Annotated in this window: 11 protein-coding genes; all 11 read left to right on the top strand. The window is 31.5% G+C overall.

Annotated features, from left to right (window positions below; translation table 11 throughout):
* The first annotated feature begins 1 nt into the window (after position 1).
* Positions 2–1534, top strand: coding sequence for a glutamine-hydrolyzing GMP synthase (gene guaA, locus ACI48P_RS19190; protein WP_475218706.1), 1533 nt, complete (start codon positions 2–4; stop codon positions 1532–1534).
* 195 nt (positions 1535–1729) lie between these two features.
* Entirely contained in the window at positions 1730–3067 is a 1338-nt protein-coding gene (locus ACI48P_RS19185; protein WP_475218704.1) for an NCS2 family permease, read from the top strand.
* A 132-nt stretch (positions 3068–3199) separates the two neighbouring features.
* Positions 3200–4231 (top strand): BMP family lipoprotein, encoded by a 1032-nt coding sequence (locus ACI48P_RS19180; RefSeq protein WP_475218702.1) that lies wholly within the window; start codon positions 3200–3202, stop codon positions 4229–4231.
* A gap of 348 nt (positions 4232–4579) precedes the next feature.
* Positions 4580–5914 (top strand): NCS2 family permease, encoded by a 1335-nt coding sequence (locus ACI48P_RS19175; protein WP_475218701.1) that lies wholly within the window; start codon positions 4580–4582, stop codon positions 5912–5914.
* 529 nt (positions 5915–6443) lie between these two features.
* Entirely contained in the window at positions 6444–6920 is a 477-nt protein-coding gene (purE, locus tag ACI48P_RS19170) for a 5-(carboxyamino)imidazole ribonucleotide mutase (RefSeq protein WP_475218699.1), read from the top strand.
* A gap of 5 nt (positions 6921–6925) precedes the next feature.
* A complete protein-coding gene (purC, locus tag ACI48P_RS19165; RefSeq protein WP_475218697.1) occupies positions 6926–7624 on the top strand; it encodes a phosphoribosylaminoimidazolesuccinocarboxamide synthase in 699 nt (232 codons plus the stop codon).
* 11 nt (positions 7625–7635) lie between these two features.
* A complete protein-coding gene (gene purF / locus ACI48P_RS19160) occupies positions 7636–9003 on the top strand; it encodes an amidophosphoribosyltransferase (RefSeq protein WP_475218696.1) in 1368 nt (455 codons plus the stop codon).
* The gene (purM, locus tag ACI48P_RS19155) at positions 8997–10028 is read left to right on the top strand and encodes a phosphoribosylformylglycinamidine cyclo-ligase (protein WP_475218694.1); all 1032 of its coding nucleotides are present in this window, start codon (positions 8997–8999) and stop codon (positions 10026–10028) included. The genes purF and purM overlap by 7 nt, the downstream gene beginning before the upstream one ends.
* A complete protein-coding gene (gene purN, locus ACI48P_RS19150) occupies positions 10022–10615 on the top strand; it encodes a phosphoribosylglycinamide formyltransferase (RefSeq protein ID WP_475218692.1) in 594 nt (197 codons plus the stop codon). The genes purM and purN overlap by 7 nt, the downstream gene beginning before the upstream one ends.
* A complete protein-coding gene (gene purH / locus ACI48P_RS19145) occupies positions 10608–12140 on the top strand; it encodes a bifunctional phosphoribosylaminoimidazolecarboxamide formyltransferase/IMP cyclohydrolase (protein WP_475218691.1) in 1533 nt (510 codons plus the stop codon). The genes purN and purH overlap by 8 nt, the downstream gene beginning before the upstream one ends.
* A gap of 10 nt (positions 12141–12150) precedes the next feature.
* Positions 12151–13401 (top strand): phosphoribosylamine--glycine ligase, encoded by a 1251-nt coding sequence (gene purD / locus ACI48P_RS19140; RefSeq protein ID WP_475218689.1) that lies wholly within the window; start codon positions 12151–12153, stop codon positions 13399–13401.
* Positions 13402–13462 lie beyond the last annotated feature (61 nt).

Genomic DNA, 13462 nt, shown 5'->3' with positions numbered 1-13462 from the left:
TATGAAACATGAATTAGTACTTGTAGTAGATTTTGGGGGACAATATAACCAATTAATCGCAAGAAGAGTTAGAGAAAACAACGTATACTGTGAAATAATACCGTATACTACTGATATAGAAAAAATAAAAGAAATGAATCCAAAAGGGATAATATTCACAGGTGGGCCAAACAGTGCTTACTTAGAAAATTCTCCTAAAATAGCTAAAGAAATATTCGAAATAGGAGTACCTATACTAGGAATATGCTACGGTATACAAGTAATGAGTCATATACTTGGGGGAACTGTAAGAAAAGGTAGTAACGCAGAAAAAGAATATGGAAAAACTGAAATAACTTACAATGAATCTAAAATATTTGAAGGAATATCTTCAAACATAGTATGGATGAGTCATACAGATTTAATAGTTGAACTTCCAGAAGGATTTAAATCGGTAGCTCAAACTAAGGATTGTCCAGTTGCAGCTATGGAATGTGCAGAAAAGAAATTATACGGAGTACAATTCCACCCAGAAGTTGAACACTGTCAAGAAGGAGATAAGGTACTTAGAAACTTCTTATACAATGTTTGTGAAGTAAGTGGAGATTGGACTACAGATTCATTCATAAATGATAAGATAAAAGAATTAAAAGAAAAAATAGGAGACAAAAAAGTACTTTGTGCTTTAAGTGGTGGAGTTGATTCATCAGTTGCAGCGGTACTTGTACACAGAGCTATAGGAGATAACTTAACTTGTGTATTTGTTGACCACGGATTACTTAGAAAAAATGAAGGTGACGATGTAGAAAGAATATTCAGAGATACATTCGACATGAACTTAATAAGAGTAAACTGTGAAGATAGGTTTTTATCTAAGCTAAAGGGAGTAACTGAGCCTGAAGCGAAGAGAAAGATAATCGGGGAAGAATTTATAAGAGTATTCGAAGAAGAATCAAATAAATTAGGGAAGATGGACTTCTTAGTTCAAGGAACTATATACCCAGACGTAGTAGAAAGTGGACATGGTGAAGCTGCTACTATAAAATCTCACCACAATGTTGGTGGAATACCTGAAGATATAGAATTTGAAATAGTTGAACCATTAAGAGAATTATTCAAAGACGAAGTTAGAAAAATAGGATTAGAGCTTGGAATAGAAGAAGGTTTAATCTTCAGACATCCATTCCCAGGTCCAGGTCTTGGAATAAGAGTAATAGGTGAAGTAACTAAAGAAAAATGTGATATCTTAAGAGAAGCTGATGCAATCTACATGGATATATTAAAAGAACATGGATTATATAGAGAAATATGGCAAGCATTTGCTACATTACCAGATGTAAAAACTGTTGGAGTTATGGGAGATGAAAGAACTTATGCTTACTTAGTAGGAATAAGAGCAGTAACATCTTCTGATGGTATGACTTCAGACTGGTACAAGATGCCATATGATGTATTAGAAAAGATATCTAATAGAATAGTAAATGAAGTTGATGGAGCTAACAGAGTAGTTTATGATATAACTTCTAAACCACCAGGAACAATAGAGTGGGAATAATAAGTAATCACATATATTTAATATATATTAACACTTTACAGGGATAAAACAGGGGATGCTTACAAATTTAAACTAGATTATAGGTAAATATATTTAGATATTAATGTCTTAATATATTACTATATGATGGTTTGATTTGAGAGCATCCCTTTATTTTACCCCAAAAGAAATTTGAAAACTTATGGGAGGAATATTATGCAAGTTACTCAAACAAAACAAAACAATAAAAATAACATTTTAGAAAAAATATTTAAGCTATCAGAAAACAATACAACTGTAAAAAAAGAAGTTATTGCAGGTATAACAACATTTATGACGATGGCTTATATACTTGTAGTAAACCCATCTATACTTAGTGAAGCGGGTATGGATAAAGGAGCAGTTTTTACAGCTACAGCATTAGCGTCTTGTATAGGTAGTATAGCAATGGGTCTATTGGCTAATTATCCAATAACTTTAATGCCAGCAATGGGACTGAATGCATTTTTTGCTTATACAGTAGTACTTGGAATGGGGTATAGTTGGCAATTTGCTTTATGTGCAGTATTCATAGAAGGAATTATATTTATAATATTAAGCTTAACAAATGTACGTGAAAAGATAATTGAATGTATACCAACAGTATTAAAGCATGCGGTTACGGCAGGAATAGGATTGTTTATAGCATTTATAGGTTTAAAAAGTGCAGGAATAGTAGAAGCAGGAGGGGCTATAGTTCAGCTAGGTAATATGAAATCACCAGCTGTTGTATTATCTGTAGCTGGAATACTAATAGCATCTACTTTATTAATAAAGAACGTAAAAGGAACTTTCCTTTTAGCTATGATAATAACTACGGTATTAGGTATAGTTGCAGGATTAGTGGAAATACCATCTGCAATAGTATCAAGTATACCATCAATAAAGCCTGTATTTTTACAAGCATTTAGCTTAGATGCGTCGCAAATATTTAGTATGGATATGTTAATGGTAGTGTTTACATTCTTATTTGTAGATTTATTTGATACAGTAGGATTTTTAGTAGGAATAGCATCTCAGTCTGGAATGTTAGATGAAGATGGAAATCTACCAAGAGCTAAGCAGGCATTACTTGCAGATGCTATAGGAACTACGGCAGGTGCAATGCTTGGAACATCAACAGTTACATCTTCGGTTGAAAGTGCTGCAGGAATTGCAGAAGGTGGAAAAACAGGGCTTACGTCAGTAGTTACAGGTTTAATGTTTGTATTAGCATTATTCTTTGCACCTATATTTACATCAATACCTGCTCAAGCTACATCAGCAGTATTAATAATCGTTGGTGTTATGATGGCTAGTTCAATATTAAAAATAAACTTTGATGATTTTACAGATGCAATACCAGCTTTCTTAACATTCACTATGATGCCACTGGCTTATAGTGTTGCAGACGGTATTATGTTTGGTATAATCTCTTACACAATATTAAAACTAATAGCTAACAAAAAAGATGAAGCCAAATTATCACTTATAATACTGACGATAGTATTTATATTAAAGTTTGCCCTATTATAGATTTAAAGGCTAGATTTTGAAATATCAGGTCTACCTAGTTTTAATTATAGAAATAGCAATTAAGTATATAAAATAGAAATATTACGCAAAATAAAAGTATACATGCAATAATTGAAAAATCGGAGGAAAATTATGAAATTCAAAAAACTAATATCATTAAGTACAGCAGTTGTAATAGCATCATCATTACTTGTAGGATGTAGCAATAAATCAGAAGGCGACAAAGGATCAGAAAATAAAACTATGACAATAGGTATGGTAGCCGATGTTGGTGGAATAAATGATGAATCATTTAACCAATCAGCATGGGAAGGTCTACAAAAGGCTAAAGAAGATTTAGGGGTAGAGATAAAAGTAATAGAATCTAAACAAGCATCAGAATATCTACCAAACATAGAAAGTTTAATAGAAGAGGAAGTTGATTTAGTTATAGGTGTAGGTAATACAATGAAGCAAGATATAGAAACAGAAGCTAAAAATTACCCTGACCAACAATTTGTAATAATAGATGAAACATATGATGAAATACCAGAAAATGTAACACCATTATTATTTAGAGAAAATGAAGCAGCGTATTTAACAGGACTTATAGCTGGAAAAATGACTAAAACAAATAATGTAGGATTTATAGGTGGAATGGATAACAATGTTATAGCAAGATTCCAATATGGATATATGGCAGGGGTAAGAGAAGCAAATCCTAACGCTAAGGTTTCTTCACAATATGCAGGTACATTTGGAGATGCAGCAAAAGGTAAATCTTTAGCTAATCAAATGTATGGAAATAATGTAGATATAATATTATCAGCAGCAGGTGGAACAGGTTTAGGTGCAATAGAAGCAGCTAAAGAGAAAAATAAGTATGCAATAGGTGTTGATAAAGATCAAAGTTCTTTAGCTCCAGAAAATGTTTTAACTTCTGCATTAAAGAAAGTAAATGTTGGTGTTTATGATGTAGTTAAAGACTTCGTAGATGGAAAATTAACTGGTGGACAAGAGAAGGTATACGGACTTAAAGAAGATGGTGTAGGTATACCTGAAACAACTAGCAAGTTAGTTCCTCAAGATGTAATAGATTATGTAAATGAAATGATAGAAAAAATAAAAGTTGGAGAAGTAAAAGTTCCAACTAACAAAGAAGAATACGATGCAATGGCGAAATAATTTTTAAAAGGTGATCTTAATAGATCACCTTTTTTTACGTATTGGGAAAATGTAACGTCTTAAAAAGGATATGAGTAAAGTTAAATTTCAAAAGTATGTGATTAGTAATATAGCTAACTATTAAATAATGAAATAATTTTTTTAGTATTATAATGAAAAATATACCGGGTTTTATAGTATATGTAGATGTAAAGTTTATAAAATTAAACTTATTTACGAATTATATATAAAAAAATAAAGAAAATGTACGAAAAATGTATTGAAAAAACATGAACAATATAATATAATAAGATTATAAAGTTAGCAATTATACGAATCATAAATCTAAAAATAATTAGGAGGACGTGTATGCAAGCTACACAATCGGCAAAAAGATCAACTCTGGACAGAGTATTTAAACTAACAGAAAATAACACGAACGTTAAAACAGAAATAATAGCAGGTATAACTACATTTATGACAATGGCTTATATATTAGTTGTAAATGCCAACATACTTGGAGATGCAGGTATGGATAAAGGTGCAGTATTTGCTGCTACAGCAATAGCAGGATTTATAGGAAGTTGTGCAATGGGATTATTAGCAAACTATCCAATAGCTTTAGCTCCTGGTATGGGATTAAATGCATTCTTTGCTTATACAGTAGTATTAGGAATGGGATATAGCTGGCAATTTGCACTATGTGCAGTTTTAATAGAAGGATTAATATTCATATTACTTACAGCAACAAATGTAAGAGAGAAAATAATAGATTGTATACCAGCAGTACTTAAACATGCAGTTACAGCAGGTATAGGACTTTTCATAGCATTCATAGGTTTATCAAATGCAGGCATAGTTGTAAACGGAGCAACAATATTAGCATTAGGAAACTTAATGGATCCATTGGTTTTATTAACAATATTTGGTCTACTATTAGCATCAGTATTATTAGCTAAAAATGTTAAAGGTGCATTCCTTTTAGCTATGATAATTGTATCTGCAATAGGTATGGTAGCCGGATTAGTACAATTACCAACGGCTTTAGTATCATCAGTACCTTCAATAAAGCCAATATTTATGCAAGCTTTTTCGGTACCAATGAATGAAGTATTTAGTTTAGACATGCTAGTAGTAGTATTTACATTCTTATTCGTTGATTTATTTGATACAGTAGGATGTTTAGTAGGGGTAGCATCTAAAGGGAATATGTTAGATGAGAACGGAAAATTACCAAAAGCTAAGCAAGCATTATTTGCAGATGCTATAGCTACTACAGTAGGTGCTTTACTTGGAACTTCAACAGTTACAGCTTATGTTGAAAGTGCAGCAGGTATAGGAGAAGGTGGAAGAACAGGATTAACAGCTATTACAACAGGATTATTATTCTTAGTATCTTTATTCTTCGCACCAATATTCATAGCAATACCAACACAAGCTACAGCTCCAGTTTTAATATTAGTTGGGGTTATGATGGCTAGCTCACTTACTCAAATAGATTTCTCAGACTTTACAAATGCAATACCAGCATTCTTAACATTAGCAATGATGCCACTTGCATATAGTATAGCTGACGGTATAATATTTGGTATAATATCTTTCACAGTATTAAAGTTAGCTACGAATAAAACAAAAGAAGTAAATATATCTTTAATAATACTTTCAATACTATTTATTAGTAAGTTTGTATTCTTAAGTCACTAAAATAAATAAACTGTAGGAAACTACATTATAAGGTATCAGGTCTTAATTGATCTGGTACCTTTTTTACGCTTAAGGATATTATAATACTTCGAATTATGTGGATAACTTCAGAACATAAGTAATATCAATAAACTGGATTTGAGCTTAAAAAAAGATTTTGAGCAACGGACGAAGTCGTTAGCGACATGAGCGAAGCGAATTTATTACGTATAAGTAAACTTTGATAGTACATAATCTGTGTATTTTTCTTCTAATGTGTCGAATTTATAGGTAAAGTTGTTTTTATATAGTATATAGAAAAATTATATTTTAAAAATAAATACGAACTATATAAGTAATATTGAGGAAAATGTAAGGTTTATAAAATAAGATGTAATTGTTAAAACTATTTAAAAATTACCAGATAAAAGTAAAAAACACTTGAAAAAAAGCGTATAATAATATAAAATTTAAGTATAAAGTTCGTAACAAAAAATATATTTTCTTTAAAAACTGGAAAAACACATCTACAATTTAGGGAGGAAGTAAGATGAAAGTTGCGGTAATAATGGGGTCTAAATCGGATTATCCTAAAATAGAATCAGGAATAGAACTTTTAGAAAAGTTCGGAATTAAGGTGGTAGCTAGAGCGTTATCGGCTCATAGAACACCAAATCAATTAATGAGTTTCTTAAAAGAAATAGAAGCAGATACAGACGTAATAATAGCAGCAGCTGGTAAAGCGGCACATTTACCAGGAGTAGTAGCATCACACACTTTAACACCAGTAATAGGCTTACCAATAATATCATCTACACTAGATGGATTAGATTCTTTACTATCAATAGTTCAAATGCCACCAGGAATACCGGTAGCAACGGTAACTATAGATTCAGGTCTTAATGCAGCACTTATGGCAGCTCAAATAATGAGTATTAAATATCCAGAAATAAAAGAACAATTAGTAATATATAGAAAAGAAATGGAAGAAAAAGTATTAGAAGCTGATAAAAACTTAAGGGGGTAATAACAATGTTATTATATGAAGGAAAAGCTAAGCAAATATATTCTACTGAAAACGAAAATGAATTTGTTGTATATTACAAAGATGATGCTACTGCATTTAACGGAGAAAAGAAAGCATCAATAAACTCAAAAGGTATATTAAACAATAAGATATCAACTATAATGTTTGAAATGTTACACGAAAATAACATTGAAACTCACTTTATAAAAAAGGTATCTGATAGAGAAATGATAGTTAAAAAAGTTGAGATATTACCACTTGAAGTAATAATAAGAAACATAACAGCAGGTTCATTCTGTAAGAGATATGGAATAGAAGAAGGGATAGTTTTAGATGAGCCAATATTTGAATTAAGTTATAAAAATGATGCATTTGGAGACCCAATGTTAAACAATGACCATGCAGTAGCTATGAAGCTTGCTACTAGAGAAGAATTAGATTTCTTAAGAACTCAAACATTAAAGATAAATGAATTAATGAAAGAATTCTTCTTAAAGATGAACCTAAAGTTAGTAGACTTTAAATTAGAATTTGGTAAAGATGTAGATGGAAATATAATATTAGCAGATGAAATATCTCCTGATACTTGTAGATTATGGGATGTAGACACTAATGAAAAATTCGATAAAGATAGATTCAGAAGAGACCTTGGGGATTTAGTAGAAGGTTATGAAGAAGTCCTTGCAAGAATGAATGGTAATTAGGGGGAAGTTACATGTGTGGAATTGTAGGAATATATTCAAATAAAGATGTAGCTAAAGAACTATACTACTCTTTATATTCTATTCAACATAGAGGTCAAGAAAGTTGTGGAATAGCGGTAGTAGATGGAGACAATATCAATTATAAAAAAGATATGGGTCTTGTTGGAGAAGTATTTAAAGAAGATGAGTTAAGTAACTTAAAAGGAAACATGGGTATAGGTCATGTTAGATATTCTACAGCTGGTGGAAGCCATACGGCAAATTGTCAGCCTTTAGTTGGAAGTTGTAGAAATAGAAAGTTAGCTCTAGCTCACAACGGGAACTTAGTAAATGCAAATTACTTAAGAGATATGTTAGAAGAGGATGGATATATGTTCCAAGCTAACTCTGACACAGAAGTTATACTTTATATACTTGCTAGATATTATAAGGGAGACATCGTAGAAAGTTTAAAGTTAACAATGGATTATATAAAAGGAGCTTATTCTCTTGTAATAATGGGAGAAGATGAATTAGTAGGTGTTAGAGATCCTCATGGTTTCAGACCACTTATACTAGGTAAAAAAGATGATGAATATATATTTGCTTCAGAAGATTGTGCTATAGATATACTTGGTGGAGAAGTAATAAGAGATGTTGAGCCAGGAGAGATAATAGTAATAAAAGACGGTCAAATGAAATCTTATAACTACTCAGAAAACTATAAGCCAGTTAAGAAGAGCTGTATATTTGAACATATATACTTTGCTAGAAATGATGCCACTATAGACAACGTAAATGTTTATGATTTCAGAGTAAAAAGTGGTGAAATACTAGCTCAAAATGAAGAAATAAACGCAGATATAGTTGTTCCAGTGCCAGACTCAGGATGGGCAGGAGCTATAGGATATGCAAATGCAAGTGGACTTAAGCTAAGTGAAGGTCTTGTTAAAAATAGATATGTAGGAAGAACATTTATAAAGCCTACTCAAGAAGAAAGAGAAATAGCAGTAAAAATAAAATTAAATCCATTATCTAATGTAGTTAGTGGAAAATCTGTAGTTTTAGTTGATGACTCTGTTGTTAGAGGAACTACTTCAAGACAAATAGTTCAATCTTTAAGAGAAGCGGGAGCGAAAGAAATACATCTTAGAATAACATCACCTCCAGTAGAGTACTCTTGTTATTACGGAATAGATACTCCGAATCGTTCTAAGCTTATAGCATCAAATAATAGCATAGAAGAAATAAAAAATTATATCGGATGTGACAGTTTAAAATTCTTAGAAATAGATGCAATGATGGAAGCTACAGCTAACAAAAATAATTTCTGTAAAGCTTGTTTTGATGGGGATTATCCAGTAAAGAAAATCGATAAGGAGGAGTTACTTTCATGTTAACTTATAAAGAGTCAGGCGTTGATATAGATGAGGGGAACAGAGCAGTAGATCTTATAAAAGGGAAGATAAAATCTACTTACGACAACAATGTAATCGGTGATTTAGGGAACTTTAGCGGACTGTACAGCTTAAAGGATTTTGTAGGAATGAAGGAGCCAGTATTACTTTCTTCTACAGATGGAGTTGGAACAAAATTAAAATTAGCACAAATGATGGATAAACATGACACAGTAGGTATAGACTTAGTTGCAATGTGTGTAAACGACTTAATATGCCAAGGTGCAAAGCCATTATTCTTCTTAGATTATATAGCTACTGGAAAGTTAGTTGCAGAGCAAGTAGAACAGATAGTATCAGGTATAGCTGACGGATGCAAAATGGCTGGATGTGCATTAATAGGTGGCGAAACTGCTGAAATGCCAGGTATGTATTCTGACGATGAATATGACTTAGCTGGTTTCTCTGTTGGTATAGCTGATAAAGAAAAGATAGTATCAGGTCAAGATGTTAATAGTGGTGATGTATTAATAGGAATTCAATCAAGTGGAGTACACAGTAATGGGTTCTCATTTGTTAGAAAAATATTCTTAGATAAATATAATTATAAATTAGATCAACATATAGAAGAATTAGGAATGACTTTAGGAGAAGCTCTTTTAACTCCAACAAAAATATATGTTAAGTTAGTTTTAGATGTATTAAAGAATCATGAATTAAAGGCAATAGCTCATATAACTGGTGGCGGAGTAATAGAAAACATAACAAGAGTTATACCTAAAGGATTAGGAATAGACATAAAGAAAGATTCTTGGGAAAAGCCAGCTATATTCAAAATGATAGAAGGATTCAATGCTATAGATGAAAGAGAACTTCATAAGAGTTTTAACATGGGTGTTGGATTAGTATTTATAGTAAATAAAGATAAAGCTCAAGGTGTAGTTGATTATATAAATAATTCTACAGAAGAAAAAGCTTATTTAATAGGTGAAGTAGTAGATTCTCATGAAGGTGTGGTTCTATGCTAAATATAGGCGTTTTAATATCTGGTGGAGGAACGAATTTACAAGCTATTATAGATGAAACTGAAGCTGGAAATATTAATGGCAAGGTTAAGGTTGTTATATCTAATAAAGAAGATGCTTTTGGATTAGAAAGAGCTAGAAAACATGGTATAACAGCTATTTATGAAACTGATGAAGATAAAATAATAGAAATTTTGAAAGAAAATAATATAGATTTAGTGGTTTTGGCTGGTTTTTTAAAGATAATCAGCCCAAACTTTGTTAATGAATTTAGGAATAAAATGATAAACATCCATCCATCATTAATACCAGCTTTTTGTGGTCACGGATACTATGGAGAAAAGGTACACCAAGGAGTTCTTGATTATGGTGCTAAGGTAACTGGAGCTACAGTTCATTTTGTAGATGAGGGAGCAGATACAGGTGCAATAATAATGCAAGAAAGTATAATGGTAAATCAAGATGATGACGCAAAATCACTAGCTAAAAGAGTGCTAGAAGTTGAACATAGAATATTGAAAAATACTATTAAGCTTTTCTGTGAAGACAGAATAAGTATTCAGGATAGGAGAGTGTTAATAAATGAGTAAAAGAGCATTAATAAGTGTAACTGATAAAACTGGGGTAGTTGAATTTGCTAGAGAATTAAACAATTTAGGATATGAGGTTATATCTACTGGAAATACATTTAAGATATTACAAGAAAACGGAGTTAATGCTATTCAAATAGATGACGTAACAAAATTCCCAGAAATGTTAGATGGAAGAGTTAAGACTTTAAATCCATATATACATGGTGGAATATTATTCAAAAGAGATGATGAAAACCACGTTAAAACAGTAAATGAATATAAAATAGGTTCTATAGATTTAGTAGCTGTAAACTTATATGATTTTGAAGGTACATTAAAGGCTGGAAAATCTCATGAAGAAATGATAGAAAACATAGATATTGGTGGACCATCTATGATACGTTCAGCAGCTAAAAATTATAAGGATGTAACTGTTGTTGTAGACATAAATGACTATGACATGGTAATAGAAAAGTTAAAAAATAATACTTTAACATTAGAAGATAGAAAAAGATTATCTTATAAAGCTTTCTCAACTACAGGAAGATACGATGCACTTATATCAAGCTATTTTGCTGGTGAGGTAGGAGATACTTATCCTGAAATATTAAACTTAACATTCCAAAAAGAAGAAACATTAAGATATGGTGAAAATCCACATCAAAATGGAGTATTATACAAACAATCAAATGCTAAAAATCCTATATTAAATTACGAACAATTAAACGGAAAAGAACTTTCTTTCAATAACTTAAACGATCTACATGGATGTTTAGAAGTAATGAGAGAATTTAAAGATAGTGAAGAAGTAGTATCAGTAGCAATTAAGCACACTAATCCATGCGGAGTAGGATTAGGAAAAGACACTTTAGAAGCTTATACAAAATGCTATGAAGCTGATAAGGTATCAATATTTGGTGGAATAGTAGGAATAACATCTACAGTTGATGCAGCTACTGCAGAAATGATGAATCAAATATTCTTAGAAATAGTAGTAGCTTACGATTTTACAGAAGAAGCTTTAGAAATCTTAAAGAAAAAGAAAAACTTAAGAGTATTAAAGTTAGCTAAGATAGAAGAGAGCAAGCAAGCCTATGATATGAAGTACTTAGATGGAAAATTATTAATACAAGATAGAAATAATACTTTAGCTGATAAATATGAGACAGTAACAGAGTTACAACCTACAAAAGACCAATTAAAAGATATGGAATTTGGTATGAAGGTTGTTAAGAACATGAAGTCAAATGCTATTGCTATAGTTAAAGATGGAAAAACTTTAGCATTAGGTTGTGGTCAGACTTCAAGAATATGGGCATTAAAAAATGCTTTAGAAAACAACAATGACAAAGACTTTACTGGAGCAGTACTTGCATCAGATGCCTTCTTCCCATTTGACGATTGCGTAACATTAGCAAATGAATACGGTATAAAGGCAGTTGTTCAACCAGGTGGCTCAATAAATGATAAGGATTCAGTAGCTGCTTGTAACAAACTAAATATGACTATGGTGTGTACTGGTGTAAGACACTTTAAGCACTAGGGGGTAGAAAATGAAAATATTAGTTGTAGGCGGTGGCGGAAGAGAGCACGCTATATGCTGGAAATTAAGTAAAGAAAATAATGTAGAGAAAATATTCTGTGCACCAGGTAACGCAGGAATAAAAGAAGTAGCGGAATGTGTAAATATTGGTGACAGTGAAATAGATAAATTAGTAGAGTTTGCAAAAGAAAATAAAATAGACCTAACAGTAGTGGGACCAGAGGTTCCGCTAGTTTTAGGGATCGTTGATGAATTTGAAAAGAGTAATCTTAGAATATTTGGACCAAATAAAACTTGTGCTAAGCTAGAAGGAAGTAAGGCTTTTTCAAAAGAGTTTATGATAAAACACAATATACCAACCGCTAAGTATAAAGAATATACAGACTTAGAAGAAGCTATAAGTGAAATAGACAGCTTTGGATATCCAGTAGTAATTAAAGCGGATGGACTTGCAGCAGGTAAAGGTGTTGTAATACCAACAAATAGAGAAGAAGCAGTAGCTACTTTAAAAGAAATGATGGCTGACAAGAAGTTTGGAAATGCTGGAGATAAAATAGTTGTAGAAGAATTTTTAAAAGGAATAGAAACATCTATATTAGCCTTTGTAGACAATGACACAATAATTCCTATGGTAAGCGCAAAAGACCATAAGAAGGTATATAACTTTGAAGAAGGTCCAAACACAGGGGGTATGGGTACATTCTCTCCAAGTGAAATCTACACAGATGAGTTAGCTAAAGAAATAGAATTAGAAGTATTAAATAAGACTTTAGTAGGTTTTAAAGAAGAGGGGCTAAACTACAAAGGAATATTGTTTATTGGACTTATGATAACTGGTGATGGAGCTAAAGTTCTTGAGTACAACACGAGATTTGGAGATCCAGAAACTCAGTCAGTATTATTTAGATTAGAGACAGATTTAAGTGAAATAATGAACTCTATAATAGATAATAATTTAAAAAATGTTGATATAAATTATAAAAAAGAAGAAGCAGTTTGCGTAATGCTTACATCAGGAGGATATCCTGATAATTACGAAAAGGGTAAGGTAATAACAGGTCTTGATAACTTAGATAAAGACATAGTAGTATTCCATAGTGGAACTAAGATAGTAGATAGTCAACTAGTTACTAATGGAGGAAGGGTAATCGGAATAACAGCAAAGTCAGATACAGTAAAAGATGCAGCAACAAAAGTATATGAAAACATCAAGAAAATAAACTTTGAAGGAATGCATTATAGAACTGATATAGGAATGTAATTTGAAAAATTAACAGGATTAGAGGTTATCGTATTTGATAATTTCTAATCCTAAAATACTT

This window comes from Romboutsia sp. LXY-2 (assembly GCF_056171995.1).
The sequence above is the reverse complement of the archived record's forward strand: the minus strand, read 5'-3'. Positions and strand labels throughout refer to the sequence as shown.